Origin of the sequence: Thiocapsa imhoffii (genome assembly GCF_016583985.1) — a bacterium.
Classification (GTDB): domain Bacteria; phylum Pseudomonadota; class Gammaproteobacteria; order Chromatiales; family Chromatiaceae; genus Thiocapsa; species Thiocapsa imhoffii.
Window position 1 is genome coordinate 43,433 of sequence record NZ_NRSD01000012.1, and the last position, 17,655, is coordinate 61,087.

Here is a 17,655-nt window from a genome sequence, read left to right on the forward strand (position 1 = left end):
GTTCGTCAGCCGAAATGGAGCTCCTCGTCGATGTCAACGCCTGTGACACCCTTGTTGGCCGCCGATGTCATCATTGTCCTCACGGACCATCCAGGGCGGCCGATCGTGCTGATCGAGCGGCTGAATCCACCGCCGGGGTGGGCGATCCCAGGCGGTTTCGTCGAGGTCGGGGAACAGGTGGAAGCCGCGGCGGTTCGCGAAGCGCGCGAGGAGACCGGCTTAGCCGTGACCTTGCGGGGCCTCTTGGGACTCTATTCGGATCCGCGCCGTGATCCACGCGGCCACACGGTGACCGCGGTCTATGTCGGCGAGGCCGTTGGCACGCCACGGGCGATGGACGATGCGCGGGCGGTCGGGATCTACCCAGTCAGTGCGCTGCCGCCGGTTCTGGCCTTCGATCATGCCCAGGTCTTGCAGGATTATGTGCGCTATCGAACGCAGGGCCTGCCCGCGCCTCTGCGGTTCGGATGATGATCGAGAACGATGTCCTGGTGCCTCGCTCCGTTCCCCGTTGCCGCCCGACAGCTGCTGACCACAGCCTGTTCCCGAGGGCGTCACATGGCGATCCTCGTCACGCTGCTGGCGGTGTCGGGCTCCTTCATCGCCGGTTGCACGGCACACATTGTGCCGCCCCCCATATTGCAGCAGATGCGAACCGTCTATCTCTTGGACCATGGCTTTCATACCAGTCTGGTGCTGCGCACCTCTGATCAACAATTGGTGCGCTGGGCGTACGGTGACTGGAGTTGGTATGCCGAGGGCGATCGCCGGGTCCGGCGCGTCCTGCCCGTGCTGTTGCGATCCACCTCGGGTACGCTGGGGCGTCAGGCGATCGGTCCCAGTGGAGGGGGGGATGACCTGGCCTGGATTCAGCGGCAGGTTCCGATGCCCATCCGCGCGATCATCGTGATTCCCGTCGAAGCCGTGCGGGTCGATCAGCTCCAGTCTCGTCAGGAGCAGCGCTTCGCCGCTGGATTGGACCGTGGTTGGATCGAACGACCGGAGACGGGGCTGGTCTTCGTCCCCGACCCGGCGCCCTATCACTGGTCGCGGAACTCGAACCACGAGGTGGCGGTCTGGCTCGAGGCCTTGGGCTGCCGGGTGGAGGGCACGCCAACCTTCGGCGCCTGGCGACTTGCAACGCATTAAGCCGGTGCGTCCCGCCCGGATCCCTCACGAGGCATCAGTCTCGCGTATCCGCCCCCGCTCAGCGCGGCACGCGCTCGAGCGCCGCGCGCGCCCGATTGCTGGGAACCGCGAAACCGATCCCGACATTGCCGCCACTCGGTCCGATCAGGGCGGTGTTGATCCCGACCACCTCACCCGCGAGGTTGATCAGCGGGCCCCCCGAGTTGCCGGGATTGATGGAGGCATCCGTCTGGATCAATTCACCAATGCGATTGCCGCCGACACCACTGCGCCCGACGGCGCTGACGATCCCAGAGGTCACGGTTTGGCCTAGGCCGAACGGGTTTCCGATGGCGATGACGAAGTCGCCGACCTCGAGTCGTTCGGAGTCACCCAGCGCAAGCGGTCGGACATCGACTGGCGGGATCTTCAGGATGGCGACATCCGAGCGGGCGTCCGAGGCAATTCGTTGCGCGCGAAAACGACGCTGATCCTTCAGTGTGACTTGGATTTCGGTGGCGTTTTGCAGCAGGTGATCATTCGTCATCACATAGCCGCGCGCGGCATTCACGATGACCCCGGAACCGACACTTTGTCGTTCCGCAAGTCCTTCCTCCGTGGGTTCGGGGAGACCGAATCGATCGAGAAAGCGGCGGAATTCGGGATCACGCAGGAAGGGGTGCGGGTCGATCGGGACGGCTGACTTCACCGAGATATTGACCACCGCGGGTGTCACCCAACGCATCAGTGGAGCGAGCGAGGGATAGCCGCCTGACATCAGTTGCTCGGGCAGGAGCGTGCCGCCCGCGCTCGGACGCACTGTGGCCATGGGCGCCCCGGCGGGTTCGAGCGCACATCCGGTGGTCCCGCCGAGCGTGGCGATCAGGAGTGCCCACCACCACCCGTTGCGCGTCCCACCGCGGCTCGACCTCCTCGCCACCGCGGCGCCGTGTCGGCGCCGACACGCCTCCAGGACCCGCGTCAGTGCATGCGGTTGGCCGGCGGTGGTCGCGGTGGGCAGAGCCATCATGAGCGGCGCCTTCGTTCAACGCGCCAGGTGACTGGCGACCCGCTGACGGAGACCAGGGTCGATCGGTTCGTTGATCAGCAGGGCGAAGGGAGCCCAGGAGCCGTCGCGCCGCACATAACCGGCGTAGGTGCTCACCCCCCGCAGGGTGCCTGTCTTGGCGCGGACCGCCGGGTCGTTCTTCTGTTCCGGCATCAGATCGCGATAAGGCGTAAAGGCATCGAGCAGTTGCACCAGTTGCCGGGCGCTGAGGCGATTGGCCCGCGACAAGCCCGCGCCATCATCGATCACGGCATCACGCCAGCCGAAGCGCGCCCGGGCGAAATCCGTCATGGCGCGCCGCGCCGAGGCCATGCTGACCTGCCCCGTCCCGCGCGGACTCGCGAGGTGGAGGAAGAAGGCGTTGGCGATGAAATTGTTTGAATACTCGAGCATCGGGGCCGTCATCTCGGCGAGCGTGCGGCTGTTGGCATGGCGCAGCACCAGCTTGGCATTGCGCGGAACCGCGGCGATTCGCTGTTGATCCGTCACCGGGATGCCGCCCTCGGCCAGCTTGGCGGCGAGCAACTCGCCGACGTATCCCACCGCCAGCTCGCGTTCGCGAAGATTGACTCGCTGCTTGCCGGCGGCACCCGCTAGTCCGAGGCGCCGGGCCGAGGCGGTCAGGGGCGTCTGGGGTTCGGCACTCGTGATGCGATCGCCCGTGCGGACCAGATTGACGGTGTTGAAGTTGACCGCCAGGGCGGTGACCGGCGCGTCATAGGGGTTGTCGCTCGCTGAGCGCCCGGCGATCTCCACATCGGGACTGAAGAAAGTGTCGTCGAGTCCGATGCCATTGACGCGCTTCAATCCCTGCGCGCGCAGGGCGCGCACCACCGTGTCGAGTTCTTCCGAAACCAGATAGGGGTCGGCATACCCCTTCACCCAGAGCCAGCCCGCATCGTCGGTGTAGAACTCGGTCTCGAAGCGATGATGACGACCCCAGGTTTCGAGCGCGGCATAGGCGGTGAGGATCTTCATGGTCGAGGCGGGGATGCGGAGCGTATCGGGACGCGTCGCGATCAGGTCACGCCCCTGCTCCTGCACCAACAGGCTTGACTGGGCCAGCCCTTGCGCCTGCGTTACCGGGTTGGCGAACGCCACTGGGACACCGCATAGGAACATCCCCACCAGCGCGCCGATCCGCAAGCGCCGCCAGCCCGGGTGCGCGCCCGGGCTGGCGGATGCTGGACGAGCTGAAAGGCCTCGCGCACGGGGCGCGGGAGGGGCCGATGCGAACAGAAGCCAATAGCGGATCATGCGGAATCCCGAGACTGAATGGGTTTGAGGGTTGATGGGCCGTGAGCGCGCGCGCGACGCGCCCGATCCTGTCACCAGCGCGGGCGGGCTCGTGGCGGCTAAGCATAGCCGAGAATTCCGCGCTACGCGTCGCGGGTTCGCGACCGTGCCTGCGTCGAGGCCAGGCGGACACTATGACGGGGATGCAGGTCGATCAATTCGGGATGGAGGTAGCCGGCCACTTCCCGCGGTTCGGGGCGCTCGAGCCAAGGCACCACACCCAGGCACGGCGCCTCGATCAAGGCGGCCAGGGTCGCGAGATTCGCCTCTTGCTCGAGCATGTTCGGATCGACCTGATTGGCGATCCACCCCGCGAGCACCCCGTCAGAGGCGCGAATGCTCTCGACGGTGAGCAAGGCGTGATTCAGACACCCGAGTTTCAGGCCAACCACCAGCACCACGGGCAGACCCAGTGCCTTGGGGACGTCGCTCAGAAAGAGCTCGGGGCCGAGCGGGACCCGCCAGCCCCCGACACCCTCGACGAGCACCTGGTCGGCCGCGGCCGCGAGCGTGCGGAACGCCTGCTCGATGACGGGCAAACTGATGATGACCCCGACCTGACCCGCGGCCAGGTGTGGTGCGATCGGTGGTTCGAAGGCGTAGGGATTCACGATGCCGTAGGGTGCTTGGGAACTGCCCTGTGCCTGCAGCGCCAGGGCATCGTCATTGCGCAGGCCAGCGGGTCCAGGGGTGCAGCCAGAGGCAACGGGTTTCATGCCCAGGACCCGCTCGACACGCGTCCGCCAGGCCGCCATGAGGCCGAGGGTGATCGCGGTCTTGCCACAACCGGTATCGGTACCCGTGATGAACATACCCTGCATTGCGGTCGTGCTCATAGTGTCAGTTTGAACGGGTGGCCGTGTCATGCGAGTCCGCTCGCGCACGGCGTTGAATGCTGGCGATGGGTACAGCGATGCCACCGAGAGCGGGTTTCTGCTCAGGCGCCCAGGCATGGCCGTAGAGGATTTCATAACGCGCCGGCAGGCGACCCTCCTGGCGATATCGCTCGTAGGCGTGACTGAGCGCTGCGAGGCGAGCCCGCCCCGTGAGTCCGCGCGGTCGATCCGCGGCGGCATTAGCGGCGCCCAAGACCTTCAGGTCCCCCATCAGGTCGCGCAGCCCTGCGTAGGTCAGGGTGAGATGTTCGGCGTCCATGACCGGATCGGCAAAGCGCGCGCGCACCAAGGCGTCACCGATGTCATGCATGTCGAGGAACGAGAGCACATGCGTGGCCGTGTCGACGCTCGCCCAGGCCTGGCGCAACTCCTTGAGCGTATCTGGTCCGAAGGTGGTGAACATCAGCAGTCCCCCGGGGCGCAGCACCCGGAGACACTCGCTGAAGGTGCGGTCGAGCTCATTACACCACTGCAAGGTGGCATTGGACACGATGAGATCCACCGCACCGTCGGCCAGGGGGAGTGATTCCGCATCGGCGCACACGCACGATGGGCGCCGCCACCAGCGACCGCGGCGTCTGGCCTGCCGCAGCATGGCGTGCGCGAAGTCCAGCGCAATGATGTTCGACTTCGGGTAACGCTGTTGCAGGGCCGCGATCGCATAGCCGGTGCCGGCCCCCAGATCCAATATCCGTCGCGGTGACAGGCGCACATAATCGAGCCGCGCGAGCAGGCGGTCGGCCATCTCGCGTTGGAGTACCGCGACACTGTCGTAGCGTTCGGCCGAGCGCTCGAAATTGCGCCGAGCATGCCGTTTGTCGATGGTGTTCATTCGCCGGTTTGCTGCGTTGGCATGGGTTTGGTCTGATGTGCGATCCGACTCATAAAGGTGCCGAGTTGCCGTGCCGTCTCCTCGGGATGCGAGAGATGGGGCGCATGAGCCGCGCCGGGGATGAGGGCGCTGGTCGTTCCTGGCATCAGCGATGCGACGCGTTCGGCCACGACGGACGGAACCAGGGTGTCATGGGTGCCGAACAACCAGAGGGACGGGCAGCGGATGTCGGGAAGACGACCGCGCAGATCCTCCTCGCGCAGCAGATCCAAACCCAGCGAGAGGGCGCGTTCGTCGGGCTGGGGCCACGCGGCCACCTCACGGCGCAGGGCTCGCAGCGTCTCGCGCTCGGCCGCGCCGCCACGCAACTGCAGGGCGAGGAAGCGGGCGATGGTCGTGGTGGGATCCGTGCGCAGGCTGGTGTGGAAGTGGGCGAGCGTCTCACTCGGCATCGCGGGTGTCCAGTCGACGGCACGGGTGAAGCGCGGGGTCGCGCCGAGCAGGATGAGTCCCTCGAGACGGGCCGGGGCACGCAGCGCGGCACACAAGGCGACCAGTCCGCCGAGCGACCAACCCAGCCAGAGCGCGGTCGCGGGCGCCGCATCGAGACAGGCATCGGCCCAGGCCGTCAGATCCCGATGCTGGGGGGCGAAGGGGTGGGTACCGTGTCCAGGTAAATCGAGCGAATGGATGCGCGCATGGGGGGCAAGCAACGCGGCGAGCGGATCCCAGACCGCCGCATTCATGCCCCAACCATGCAAGAGGACGAGGTCGAGTGGGTCGCCGGCCGGCGCGGATCGCGGCGGCATGGCGGCATCGTGCGGGGGCATGGAGGTCATGGATGTGCGGCCATGGCGGCTGAGTCTGTCGTGCTGGAGGGGGCCGGTGGTGACGGCTCGAGGGGCAACTCAGAGAGCGCCTCCAGCAAGCGATCGACCATGGCCTCGGTATGCGCCGCCGACAAGCAGATGCGCAACCGAGCCTTGCCCGCGGGGACCGTCGGAGGACGGATCGCGGTGACCAGGATCCCTCGCGTTTCCAGTTCCGCGGCCCATCGCAGGGCCTGTTCGCTGCTGCCCGCGATCAGGGGTTGAATCGCAGTCGGGGAATCGGACAACGGCAACCCGAGCTGGTTCGCCCCGCTGCGTAAGCGCTTGATCAGGATCTGCAGATGGGTCCGGCGCCAGCCCTCTCGCCGCGCGATCGCAAGACTCACGCGCGTGGCCTCGGCTAGGGCTGGTGGCATGGCCGTGGTGTAGATGTAACTGCGGGCGCGTTGGATCAGGGTCTCGATCAGCGTCTCGGAGCCCGCGACGAAGGCACCACAGGTCCCGAATGCCTTGCCGAGAGTGCCCATCAGCAGGGGAACCCGCTCGGCGTCGAGACCATAGTGCGCGAGGGTGCCCCGACCCTCTTCACCAAGCACTCCCAGTCCATGAGCGTCATCCACCAACAGCCAAGCTCCCGCGCGCTCGGCGAGTGCGGCGAGCTCGGGAAGTGGTGCGAGATCGCCATCCATGCTGAACACCCCGTCGGTGGCGATCAGGGTCGCGGTCTGGTCTGCGAGCTGGCGGGCGAGTGCACCCGCGTCGGCATGCGGATAACGGCGCAGCCTCCCGCGCGCGAGGACGGCGGCATCGAGTAGCGAGGCATGATTGAGACGGTCCTGCCAAATCGTGTCATCGCGGCCGCACAGGGTCGCGATAACCCCCAGATTGGCCATGTAGCCGGTAGAGAAGAGCAGCGCCCGGTCCCGCCCAGTGAACCCTGCCAGTTCCTCCTCGAGTGCGGCGTGGGCGGCACTGTGACCGGTGACCAGATGCGCCGCGCCGCTGCCGACGCCCCAGCGGGTCGCCCCGTCGCGTAAGGCCGCGACCACCTCGGGGTGGTTGGCGAGACCGAGGTAATCGTTGCTGCAAAAGCTCAGGAGCGCGCGCCCGTCGAGGCGCACGCACGGCTGTTGCGGCGTCTCCAGGACCCGTCGACGGCGTTCGGCGTGCCGTCGCCGCAGCCGCGCGAGCGCGGCCTCGAGCTCAGCGATGCGTGGCTTTGCCGGCATCCAGGGACGCTCCCGTCGTACCGCGTCCTGCCGGGCCGAGCAGGCGCAGATAGGCCCCGGTGACCGTTGCGGGGTCGGGGTGCGTGCGTGGGTTCTCGCCCGGATACAGGCGCATGCGCAAGCGTGTGTTGAGAATCCCCGGGTCCAGACTATTGACCCGGATCGATCCCGACTCCCGGGTTTCGGCCGCCAGCACCTGCATCAACCCTTCGATGCCAAATTTCGCCGCGGCGAAGGCCCCCCAATAAGCGAGGCCCTGACGGCCGACGCGATCGGAGGTGAAGACGACGGAGGCGTCGGGCGCGGCGCGCAAGAGCGGCAGACAGGCCTGGGTGAGCATGAAGGGTGCGGTCAGGTTGATGCGGATGACACGCTCCCATTCGCTGGCGTCGTAATCGTCGATGCGGCTGAGAAAGGGGGCGAAGGCGGCGCAGTGTGCCAGCCCGTCGAGTCGTCCGAAGGTCTCGCCGAGCACGGCGGCCGCGCCCTGAAAATCCGCCTCGCTCGCATGCTCCAAACTCAAGGGCAGAATGGCGGGCTCGGGGCCACCGCTAGCCTTGATCTCGTCGTAGAGATCGCCGACGTCGGTCTCGCTGGGCTCGGAGAGCACCACGCTCGCGCCCGCGCGTGCGCAGGCTGAGGCCACGGCGCGCCCGACCCCCTCCGCCGCGCCCGTGATCAGGATCACGCGTCCCTCTAGCGTGTCCTGGCCTGGTTGAGCTGTCTCCATGTTCGTTTCCGCCTCTGCGTTGATTCGGTTGAGTTCGTGATCCTGAAAGCCGCGGATCAGTCGGTGCGCGCCCCACCGGTCTCTCCTGAGTTCATGCGATCGGTTGGGGCACGCGGGCCCGGCTCTCGCGCCAGGCGATCCAGAGCTTGCGCAGCGGGGTCAGCGCGATGCGCTGATCGGCCACCGCGAGTCCACTCGCCATCAACTCGGCCAGCAGTGTGTCGGCGAGCCGCACCCGGATGCGCAACGCGCTCGGCAGGCTCGCTAGGTCGGGGTCCAGGCGCTCCCGCTCCCGGTGACAGAGTGGCAGCAGCTCAGCGAGGACGGACGCGAGCGCGGCACCCGGGAGCGGCCCGGATGGACTCCATTGCGCGATGCCCTGGCGCGCGAGGGCGTCTGCTGGCAGAACTCCCAGACGACCACGGCGCAGCAACCAGCCACTGTCACGGATCAAGGCGACCAGTCCCCAATAGGCGCCCGCGCGCCGCGCCGCCGAGCGCTGCGCCGCCACATGCCCAGGGGTCTGGTGGAGCATCAACTCGGCGAGCGAACCGCAATCCAATTCAGCGCGAGCCAGCACCTCCGCCTGATCGCGCGATTGGCGGTTGGCCAAAAGCGCCTCGACGGCCCATAGGATGTCGAGGAAGGGCTGCCGCGGCAAGTCCGCGCGGGTCATCGCGCGGCTCAGGGCCGGGGCGAGCGGATGCTGTCCCTGACGCGCGAAGATGCGTTCGAGCTCCCCTTGCCACCAGGCCAGCTTGCGTGCCGCAACTCCCGGATCGCTGACCTGTTCGAGCACCGATCGCACCAGATGCCGCCAGCCGCAGAGCGCCGCCAACGCATCCCGTTGCGCCACATCGGCGAAGCGGATCGCGTAGTAGGTCGACGATCCGGGCGGGGTTGCCGGGTTCGGGAACCCCCAGGACGTCGTGGGTTGGTCCACGCCTAGGCGTCTGGATCGCGTTTGCACGTCACGAGATAGTTGACGCTGAGGTCATTGGGGTCCAGATGATAGGTCTGGGTCAGGGGATTGTAGGTCATGCCGCTCATGTCGGTGACACAGAGATCGGTCGGGCGAATCCAGGCATGGAGTTCGGCGGGGCGAATGAAGCGCGCATAATCGTGCGTGCCTTTTGGCAGCATATTCAAGAGGTATTCCGCGCCCAGGATCGCGAACAGATAGGCCTTAGGATTGCGATTCAGCGTTGAGAACACCACCGTGCCACCTGGACGCACGAGCCGTGCGCAGGCATCGACGATGGAGGCAGGACTGGGGACGTGCTCGAGCATCTCCATGCAGGTGACCAAATCAAAGGACCCGGGCTGCTCGGCGGCTAGGACCTCGACCGGGACGAGCCGGTAGCTGACCTCGGCGCCACTTTCCAGGGTGTGCAGTTCGGCGATCCGCAGCGGCATTTCGCCCATGTCGATGCCGGTCACCGCGGCGCCTTGCAAGGCCATCGCCTCGGAGAGAATGCCGCCGCCGCAGCCGACATCCAGCACGGTCTTGCCGCTCAAGCCCCCAACGGCGCGCGCGATATAGTCCAGACGCAGCGGATTGATGTCGTGCAGCGCCTTGAACTCACTGTGCGGATCCCACCAGCGCGAGGAGAGTTCCTCGAACTTGGAGATCTCAGCCTGATCCACGTTGTGGAGGGTTTCGGTCATCGTCTGTGGCCCCGCGAAGTTGGTTTCCTGGTGGTGTGAGTCCACCGTCCTACCGACTCATGTCGGTCTGAGTGGGCCGCAATTCTACACTGTCGCGCGGTTCGGAACGGTCGTGACCAGCGCGGCGAGAGGGCCGCATCCCCTCCTGTCGGGCGGCTGTTGACTTGCCTCCGGCGGAGGAGTCGCCACCATCTCCCGCGAGCGGCTCGTGGTGATGGCGACGCGGGGCGGAAAAATCGATAAACTATGCGGCTTTGCGCTGCTTGGGGTACGCAACGATGTTTGAGAAGACGATGCTCATGAGTGACTATGATCCCGAGCTGTGGGATGCGATCCAGGCCGAGGAGCGCCGCCAGGAGGAACACGTCGAGCTCATTGCCTCGGAGAATTATGCCAGTCCGCGCGTGATGGCCGCGCAAGGCAGCGTGCTGACCAATAAATACGCCGAGGGATACCCCGGCAAGCGCTATTACGGCGGCTGCGAGCATGTCGATGTGGCCGAGGAACTCGCGATCGCACGCGCCAAGCAATTGTTTGGTGCCGATTACGCCAATGTGCAGCCACACTCGGGTTCGCAAGCCAATGCGGCGGTTTTCATGGCCCTGTGCGAACCCGGCGACACGGTGCTTGGGATGAGCCTGGCCCATGGTGGTCATCTGACGCATGGAGCCAAGCCGAACTTCTCGGGAAAACTCTACAACGCGGTGCAGTACGGACTCGATCCGGCGACCGGTGAAATCGACTACGATGAGGTCGAGCGGCTGGCGCGCGAACACCGTCCGCGCTTGGTGATCGCCGGCTTCTCGGCCTACTCCCGGATCGTCGACTGGGCCCGGTTCCGCGCCATCGCCGATGCCGTTGGGGCCTATTTATTAGTCGACATGGCGCATGTGGCCGGGCTGGTAGCCGCCGGCGTCTACCCCAGTCCGGTGCGGATCGCCGACGTGACCACGACGACCACGCACAAGACCCTCCGGGGGCCGCGTGGAGGGCTCATTCTTGCGAAGTCGAACCCGGCGATCGAGAAAAAACTCAATTCGCTGGTCTTCCCCGGAACCCAGGGTGGGCCGCTCATGCATGTGATCGCCGCCAAGGCGGTGGCCTTCAAGGAGGCGCTGGAGCCGAGCTTCACAACGTATCAACAACAGGTCCTGCTCAATGCGCAGACGATGGCCGAGGTCTTTCTGGCCCGCGGTTATGAGGTGGTCTCCGGCGGAACCAACGATCATCTCTTCCTGGTCAGCTTCATCTCGCAGGGCCTGACCGGCAAGGAGGTCGATGCCTGGTTGGGTGCCGCCAACATTACCGTCAACAAGAACGCCGTGCCCAATGATCCGCAATCGCCCTTTGTCACCAGTGGCATTCGCATCGGCACCCCGGCCATCACCACCCGTGGTTTCGACACCGATGACGCCCGCGCACTGGCCGGTTGGATGTGCGATCTGATCGATGCCCGAGGCGAGCCGGCGGTCAGCGCCGCGGTCAAGGCTAAGGTGCTGGAGCTGTGCCAGCGCCATCCTGTTTACGAGCGTTGAATGCGTTGCCCTTTCTGCGGCGCGCAGGACACCAAGGTCGTGGACTCACGCCTCTCCAGTGAGGGGGACCAAGTGCGGCGACGGCGCAAATGTGTCGTCTGCCACGAGCGTTTCACGACCTTCGAAACGGCGGAACTGACGCTGCCGCGGGTCGTGAAGCGCGACGGCACCCGCGCGCCCTTCGATGGACATAAGTTGCGCTCCGGCATGATGCGGGCACTCGAAAAGCGTCCGGTGAGTACCGATCAAATCGACGATGCCGTGGGGCGGATCCAGCGCCGGCTGCTCGCGAGTGGCGAGAATGAGGTGGCGGCGCGCCGCATCGGTGAGCTGGTCATGGAGGAGTTGCGGCTGCTCGATCAGGTCGCCTATGTCCGTTTCGCCTCGGTTTACCGCAAGTTCGAGGATGTCGCCGCCTTTCGCGAGGAAATCGAGCGGTTGGAGCGACAACCGAGTCCCGAGGCGACGCGCCAGCAATTGGATCTGTTACCACCACTGGAGCCGAAATCTTGAGTGCCGAGGTCGCACTCGAGCCCGACGGGACCCGTGCGGCGGTGGCCGACCGTCGCTTCATGGCGCGTGCCATCACCCTGGCCGAGCGCGGTCGCTACACGACCGATCCGAATCCTCGGGTCGGCTGCGTGCTGGTGCGCCAGGGTCACATCGTCGGTGAGGGCTGGCATGTGCGAGCCGGCGAACCACACGCCGAACGTTATGCCTTGAGTGCGGCGGGCGAACGGGCACGGGGCGCGACCGCTTACGTCACGCTTGAACCCTGCTGTCATCAGGGGCGTACGCCACCCTGCACCGATGGCTTGCTGGAGGCTGGGGTCAGCCGCGTGGTCTGTGCCATGGTGGACCCGCACCCGCTGGTTTCCGGCCGTGGTCTGCGTCTCCTCGACGCGGCCGGCGTGCGGGTCGAGACCGGCTTGCTCGATGCTGCGGCACGGGCGCTCAACCCGGGCTTCATCACGCGGATGGAGCAGGGCCGCCCCTATGTCCGCTGCAAATTGGCCGCGAGTCTCGACGGCCGGACGGCGATGGCCAATGGAGAGAGCCGCTGGATCACCGGCGCGGCCGCGCGCCGGGATGTGCAGCGTCTGCGCGCGGGCAGTTCCGCGATCCTCACGGGGATCGGGACCCTCTTGCAGGATGATCCCAGTCTGAATGTCCGCTTGAGCGCAGCGGAGCTCCCGGGCATGAATCCCGACGAGGCCGTGCGCCAACCCTTGCGTGTGGTCCTGGACAGTCACTGGCGCACCCCGGCGCGGGCGCGCATGCTCGCACTACCCGGCGATTGCTTGATCGTCGGAACCCTTGATGCCCCGTCGCGCATGGCGGGCTTGCGGGCGGCCGGAGCTGACGTCTATCGTTGCGCGGCGCAAGATGGACGGGTCGATCTGCGAGCGTTGCTACACGAACTGGCACGGCGCGAGATCAACGAAGTGCTCCTGGAGGCGGGGCCGACCTTGGCCGGGGCCGCGGTCGCGGCCGGTCTCGTCGATGAGATCATCCTGTATCTGGCCCCGCACCTCATGGGGGATTCGGGGCGCGGACTCTTCCATCTGCCTGGGATCACGCGGATCGGACAACGTCTCCCCCTCGCGATCCACGATGTGCGGGCGGTTGGCGAGGATTTGCGTATCACGCTGCTGCCGGAAGGCCGTGCGGCCCGAGCGCCCCTGCCGTGATTCAGCCGAGCCGGTGCGCTCGTCTCCTGGAGTCAAGTCATCATGTTTACTGGAATCATTCAAGCCATCGGTCGCATCGAGCGGCTGGAACCGCGGGGCGGCGACGTGCGCTTGACGGTTGCCGCCGGTCAGCTCGACCTCACTGGGGCCAAACTCGGCGATAGCATTGCCGTCAATGGTGTCTGCCTCACGGCGGTCACCCTGGGCGCGGCTGGCTTCGCCGCGGATGTGTCGCGCGAGACCCTCGCGTTGACGACGCTGGGCCACCTCACGCCCGGCAGTCCGGTCAATCTGGAGCCGGCACTCACCCTGGCGACCCCGCTGGGAGGGCATCTGGTGAGTGGCCACGTGGATGGGATCGGGCAGGTGATCACGCATCAGCAGGATGGCCGTTCATGGCGGTTGCGGATCGAGGCTCCGAGCGCATTGGCCCGCTATATCGCGCCGAAGGGCTCGATCAGCGTGGACGGGACCAGTCTCACGGTCAATCAGGTCGACGGCGCCCGGTTCGATCTGAACATCGTCCCGCACACCCTAAGCGAGACCATCATCGGAACGTACCGCGGCGGCACCCGCGTGAATCTCGAGGTCGATCTGATCGCCCGCTATCTCGAGCGCCTCCTATTAGGGGACGCGGCCGCCCTGCCTGCGGCGACTGCTCCGAGCTTGACGCTGGATTTCCTCGCCGCACATGGCTTTGCGCGGCCTGGTTCCGGTGCCACATCCTGAGCCGAGGCGCGGTGTGGCCGGAGCCTGCGCGCGAGCTGCGAGAGCGGGCGTGCGGGCTCTGTCATGCTGCGGTCACACCTACGGTGATCAGCAGAATTTGTTACCATACGGCCACATCTGTGACACGAACGGGATTGGGTCTCGCGCGGCTTGCCCAGCACCGAATCGTGGCCTCCATCCGCCGGACGACACCGCTTTCCCATGAGTCAAACGGGTCTGCATTCTACCGAAGAGATCATCGAGGAACTCCGTCAAGGACGGATGGTGGTCATCATGGACGACGAGGATCGCGAGAACGAGGGCGATCTGCTGATGGCGGCTGACTGCGTCACCCCGGAGGCGGTGAACTTCATGGCGCGGTTCGGCCGTGGGCTCATTTGTCTCACCTTGACGAAAGACCACTGTCAGCGCTTGCGGTTGCCCTTGATGGTCAATGAGAATCAGGCGGCCCACGCGACCGCCTTCACGGTCTCGATCGAAGCGGCGCGGGGCGTCACGACCGGGATCTCCGCCGCGGATCGAGCGCGCACCATTCAGGCCGCGGTCGCCGCGGATGCGCAGCCGAAGGATCTGGTCCAACCTGGGCATGTGTTTCCGCTGATGGCGCAGCCCGGCGGGGTGCTGGTGCGCGCCGGTCATACCGAGGCGGGTTGTGACTTGGCGCGGCTGGCCGGCTTCAGTCCGGCGGCGGTGATTGTCGAGATTCTCAACGAGGACGGATCGATGGCGCGACGTCCCGATCTTGAGACCTTTGCCGCGCTCCACGGGCTGAAAATCGGAACCATCGCCGATCTGATTCACTATCGAGTTCGTCATGAGAAGGCCGTGCTGCGCGAGTGCGAGTGCGAACTCTCGACGGATCATGGCACCTTTAGACTCCTGGCCTACCGCGACAGCATCGAGGAGGAGATCCACCTCGCGCTGGTGCGTGGCGAGATCAGCCCGGAACGTCCGACCCTGGTCCGGGTACATCTACAGAACACCCTGTGCGATCTCTTCGCCACGCGTCATAACGCCTGTGGTTGGCCGCTGCAGGATGTGATGCGCCAGATCGCCGATGCGGGGGAAGGCGTCATCGTGGTTCTGCGCAATCGCGACAGCGCGGCGGATGTCTTGTCCCGTTTGAAGGATTTCCAACTGCACGACGAGGATGACGTGGTCCCGGCCCGCCGCCAGGACCGCAATGCCCTGCGCACCTATGGGATCGGCGCACAGATCCTCGCCGATATCGGGGTGCGTAAGATGCGGGTCATGAGTGCGCCGAAGGCCATGCACGCGATTTCCGGCTTCGATCTCGAGGTCGTGGAATACACTGGTGGGCAGGCGCGCGGCGACGAGGATCCAGGCAGCAGGCCTGGGTGTACCCGACCCACTGGCCACGCGCCAACCGAGTGGTCTAATCAGGAGCAACCGTGAGTATCAAGATCATCGAAGGTGTCATGCGCGCCGAGAATGCGCGTTTTTGCCTGGTGGTGTCGCGTTGGAACAGCTTCATCGTCGAGGCCCTTGAGAAGGGCGCGATCGATACCCTCAGGCGCCACGGTGCGACGGACGCGAATTTGTCCATCGTGCGGGTACCCGGGGCCTTCGAGATGCCGGTGACGATCGAGCGGATCGCGGCGAAAGGCAATTTTGATGCCATCGTGGCGCTCGGCGCGGTGATCCGTGGCGGAACCCCTCACTTTGAATATGTCGCTGGTGAGTGTGTCAAGGGGATGGCGCAGGTCAGCCTCAAGTACGCCATCCCGGTCGCCTTTGGCGTCTTGACTGTCGACACCATCGAACAGGCGATCGAGCGCGCGGGAACCAAGGCCGGCAACAAGGGCTCGGAGGCGGCGCTGTCCGCGCTCGAGATGGTCGATCTCCTACGGCAGCTCGACTGAGATGGTGAGTCCACGCAGTCAATCGCGTCGCTATGCGGCCTTGGTGCTCTATCAGTGGCGCTTGACCGGTGATGATCCCATGCAGATCAAGCGACAATTGCTTGATGATCCCAAGTGGCTCGAGGCCGTGGCTGGGGCGCTGCAGGATCCCGACGCTGACACCTCGGCGGAACCCGCGCCGCGCTTCGATTGGGATATGAGCCTGCTCGATCAGTTGCTGACCGGCGTGCCACAGCATGTGAAGGAGATCGATGCACAGCTCGATCGTGTCCTCGATCGCCCCATCAGTCAGGTCGACCCGGTCGAGCTGGCGATCCTGCGGCTCGGCGCATTCGAGATCCTCTTCTCCGCCTCCATCCCAGACCGGGTCGCCATCAATGAGGCGGTCGAACTGACCAAGCTGCTCGGTGCCCATGAGGGGCATAAGTATGTCAACGGTGTGCTGGATCAGGTCGCGCGCGCACACGCCGCGACCCTTGGAACCCCAGTTTGACGGGATGGGCCGGGTCCTGCCGTGACTGACACCGCAACTAGCGCGGGGCCGCCTCGCCAGACCCCGCGACGGGGTGAATTCACCCTGATCGACCGCTTCTTCACCGATCTCGGGCCCGTGCGCTCCGATGTTCGGCTGGGTGTCGGGGATGATTGTGCCCTCTTGACGGTCCCGGCGCAGACTGACCTTGCCGTCAGTCTCGACACCCTCTGCGCCGGTGTGCATTTCTTCCCGGATTGCGCTCCGCACGCGGTGGGTCACAAGAGTCTCGCCGTGGGCCTCAGTGATCTGGCCGCGATGGGCGCAACGCCGGCGTGGGCGACGCTTGCGCTGACCCTACCGCGGCGCGACGATGCCTGGGTTGGTGATTTTGCGCGAGGGTTCCGCGAACTGGCCGAGGCGCATGGGGTGCGGTTGGTCGGTGGCGATACCACGCGCGGCCCCTTGAGCGTGACGGTTCAGGTTCACGGACTGGTTGCGAGCGGGACTGCGGTGCGTCGCAGCGGCGCCTGCGTGGAGGATCTCATCTGGGTGAGCGGAACCTTGGGTGACGCCGCACTGGCATTGGACCGGCTGCGCGCGGGGAAATCACCCGACCCCGCGCTGCGGGCGCGCCTTGAGCGACCAACCCCTCGGGTCACGCTTGGCGTCGCCTTGCGCGGTTTGGCGAGCGCCATGATCGATCTCTCGGACGGCCTCGCGGGCGATCTGGGACACATCCTCGCGGCATCGGGCGTGGGCGCCCTGATCGATGTGTCCGCCCTACCGCTGTCGCCGGCGGTTCGTGCGCAGGTGCGCGCGACGGCCAACTGGACCCTGCCGGTAGCCGGCGGGGACGACTATGAATTGTGCTTCAGCGCACCCGCTCGGCACGCCGACGCCATCCGGGCGCTCGGCGCGGGGTGCGGATGTCCGCTGCGGGTCATCGGGCGGGTGCGGCCTGAGCCCGGCCTGCAACTGCGGGATGCGGACGGCACCACAGTCAATCTTGCGAGCGTCGGTTATGACCACTTCACCACCGAACCGTGACACCCCTGTCGGGGCGGTTCCACGTCCTCGCGGCGGCTTCGACCCCCGGCGGCTCCATCACTGGATTGCCTTTGGTTTTGGCTCCGGTCTCGCGCCGCGTGCGCCCGGGACCGTTGGTACCCTCGCCGCCGTGCCGCTCTATCTGGCTTTGGCCCCCTTGGCATGGCCGCTCTATCTGGGCGTGCTGCTTGGCCTGGTGGTACTCGGGATTTGGGCATGTGATCGCACCGCGCGGGATCTAGACGATGCGGACCCCTCGGCGATCGTCTGGGACGAGTGGGTCGGATTTCTCCTCACCATGGTGGCCGCGCCGTCCGGTTGGCCCTGGGTGATCGCCGGCTTTCTGATTTTTCGGCTGTTCGATATCTGGAAACCTTGGCCGATTGGCCTGGTCGACCGTCGTGTCCACGGCGGGCTCGGCATCATGCTTGATGACCTCATCGCAGGCGCGATGGCCGCGCTCGTGCTCGCGATCGCAGCCTGGTGGCTGGTAGGCTGAGCGGATGACGCCCAGGACGGGCAACGTCCTGCTCTCATTGCGAGACGGTTGTGGCGGTTTCAGAGTAGCGCGTGGCGTCCAGCCGCATCCCATTCCCTGCCGGACCTGTTCGGCGGCA

The 17,655-nt window shown here is 66.1% G+C and carries 20 protein-coding genes; 11 read left to right on the top strand and 9 right to left on the bottom strand.

The window, feature by feature from the left end:
• The first annotated feature begins 30 nt into the window (after window positions 1-30).
• On the top strand, window positions 31-471 hold the full coding sequence (locus tag CKO25_RS12245; protein WP_200388218.1) for an NUDIX domain-containing protein: 441 nt from the start codon (window positions 31-33) through the stop codon (window positions 469-471).
• An 87-nt stretch (window positions 472-558) separates the two neighbouring features.
• The gene (locus tag CKO25_RS12250) at window positions 559-1,149 is read left to right on the top strand and encodes a hypothetical protein (protein ID WP_200388219.1); all 591 of its coding nucleotides are present in this window, start codon (window positions 559-561) and stop codon (window positions 1,147-1,149) included.
• Window positions 1,150-1,207: 58 nt separating this feature from the next.
• Here the strand turns inward: CKO25_RS12250 and CKO25_RS12255 are convergent, their stop codons facing one another.
• From CKO25_RS12255 to ubiG, 9 genes are all read right to left on the bottom strand, one after another.
• Window positions 1,208-1,957, bottom strand: coding sequence for a trypsin-like peptidase domain-containing protein (locus tag CKO25_RS12255; protein ID WP_200388292.1), 750 nt, complete (start codon window positions 1,955-1,957; stop codon window positions 1,208-1,210).
• A 216-nt stretch (window positions 1,958-2,173) separates the two neighbouring features.
• Entirely contained in the window at window positions 2,174-3,319 is a 1,146-nt protein-coding gene (locus tag CKO25_RS12260; protein WP_200388293.1) for a D-alanyl-D-alanine carboxypeptidase/D-alanyl-D-alanine-endopeptidase, read from the bottom strand.
• 257 nt (window positions 3,320-3,576) lie between these two features.
• A complete protein-coding gene (gene bioD, locus CKO25_RS12265) occupies window positions 3,577-4,329 on the bottom strand; it encodes a dethiobiotin synthase (RefSeq protein ID WP_443080761.1) in 753 nt (250 codons plus the stop codon).
• Between the two features lie 4 nt (window positions 4,330-4,333).
• On the bottom strand, window positions 4,334-5,221 hold the full coding sequence (gene bioC / locus CKO25_RS12270; RefSeq protein ID WP_200388220.1) for a malonyl-ACP O-methyltransferase BioC: 888 nt from the start codon (window positions 5,219-5,221) through the stop codon (window positions 4,334-4,336).
• Entirely contained in the window at window positions 5,218-6,030 is an 813-nt protein-coding gene (gene bioH / locus CKO25_RS12275) for a pimeloyl-ACP methyl ester esterase BioH (protein WP_200388221.1), read from the bottom strand. Before bioH ends, bioC begins: the two co-directional genes overlap by 4 nt.
• A 26-nt stretch (window positions 6,031-6,056) precedes the next feature.
• Window positions 6,057-7,280 (bottom strand): 8-amino-7-oxononanoate synthase, encoded by a 1,224-nt coding sequence (gene bioF, locus CKO25_RS12280; RefSeq protein ID WP_200388222.1) that lies wholly within the window; start codon window positions 7,278-7,280, stop codon window positions 6,057-6,059.
• Complete coding sequence (locus CKO25_RS12285; protein ID WP_200388223.1) at window positions 7,255-8,010, bottom strand: SDR family NAD(P)-dependent oxidoreductase; 756 nt, start codon at window positions 8,008-8,010, stop codon at window positions 7,255-7,257. The genes bioF and CKO25_RS12285 overlap by 26 nt, the downstream gene beginning before the upstream one ends.
• Window positions 8,011-8,101: 91 nt before the next feature.
• On the bottom strand, window positions 8,102-8,953 hold the full coding sequence (locus CKO25_RS12290) for a squalene/phytoene synthase family protein (RefSeq protein ID WP_200388224.1): 852 nt from the start codon (window positions 8,951-8,953) through the stop codon (window positions 8,102-8,104).
• 2 nt (window positions 8,954-8,955) lie between these two features.
• Window positions 8,956-9,678, bottom strand: coding sequence for a bifunctional 2-polyprenyl-6-hydroxyphenol methylase/3-demethylubiquinol 3-O-methyltransferase UbiG (gene ubiG, locus CKO25_RS12295; protein WP_200388225.1), 723 nt, complete (start codon window positions 9,676-9,678; stop codon window positions 8,956-8,958).
• Between the two features lie 278 nt (window positions 9,679-9,956).
• Here ubiG and glyA point away from each other — a divergent pair, with 278 nt between their 5' ends.
• From glyA to CKO25_RS12340, 9 genes are all read left to right on the top strand, one after another.
• Window positions 9,957-11,213, top strand: coding sequence for a serine hydroxymethyltransferase (glyA, locus tag CKO25_RS12300; RefSeq protein ID WP_200388226.1), 1,257 nt, complete (start codon window positions 9,957-9,959; stop codon window positions 11,211-11,213).
• A complete protein-coding gene (gene nrdR, locus CKO25_RS12305; protein WP_200388227.1) occupies window positions 11,214-11,726 on the top strand; it encodes a transcriptional regulator NrdR in 513 nt (170 codons plus the stop codon). It abuts the gene before it with no gap.
• A gap of 59 nt (window positions 11,727-11,785) precedes the next feature.
• Complete coding sequence (gene ribD, locus CKO25_RS12310) at window positions 11,786-12,904, top strand: bifunctional diaminohydroxyphosphoribosylaminopyrimidine deaminase/5-amino-6-(5-phosphoribosylamino)uracil reductase RibD (RefSeq protein ID WP_200388295.1); 1,119 nt, start codon at window positions 11,786-11,788, stop codon at window positions 12,902-12,904.
• Window positions 12,905-12,946: 42 nt separating this feature from the next.
• Window positions 12,947-13,633, top strand: a complete 687-nt coding sequence (locus CKO25_RS12315) for a riboflavin synthase (protein ID WP_200388228.1) — start codon at window positions 12,947-12,949, stop codon at window positions 13,631-13,633.
• A 201-nt stretch (window positions 13,634-13,834) separates the two neighbouring features.
• Window positions 13,835-15,049, top strand: a complete 1,215-nt coding sequence (gene ribBA / locus CKO25_RS12320) for a bifunctional 3,4-dihydroxy-2-butanone-4-phosphate synthase/GTP cyclohydrolase II (RefSeq protein ID WP_242467588.1) — start codon at window positions 13,835-13,837, stop codon at window positions 15,047-15,049.
• Window positions 15,046-15,516, top strand: coding sequence for a 6,7-dimethyl-8-ribityllumazine synthase (gene ribH, locus CKO25_RS12325; RefSeq protein ID WP_200388229.1), 471 nt, complete (start codon window positions 15,046-15,048; stop codon window positions 15,514-15,516). The genes ribBA and ribH overlap by 4 nt, the downstream gene beginning before the upstream one ends.
• A gap of 1 nt (window position 15,517) precedes the next feature.
• Window positions 15,518-16,009 (top strand): transcription antitermination factor NusB, encoded by a 492-nt coding sequence (nusB, locus tag CKO25_RS12330; RefSeq protein WP_200388230.1) that lies wholly within the window; start codon window positions 15,518-15,520, stop codon window positions 16,007-16,009.
• A 21-nt stretch (window positions 16,010-16,030) separates the two neighbouring features.
• Window positions 16,031-17,038: a thiamine-phosphate kinase gene (gene thiL, locus CKO25_RS12335; protein ID WP_200388231.1), complete on the top strand. Its 1,008-nt coding sequence runs from the start codon at window positions 16,031-16,033 to the stop codon at window positions 17,036-17,038.
• Window positions 17,013-17,537, top strand: a complete 525-nt coding sequence (locus CKO25_RS12340) for a phosphatidylglycerophosphatase A family protein (RefSeq protein WP_200388232.1) — start codon at window positions 17,013-17,015, stop codon at window positions 17,535-17,537. The genes thiL and CKO25_RS12340 overlap by 26 nt, the downstream gene beginning before the upstream one ends.
• The last annotated feature ends 118 nt before the right edge of the window (window positions 17,538-17,655 follow it).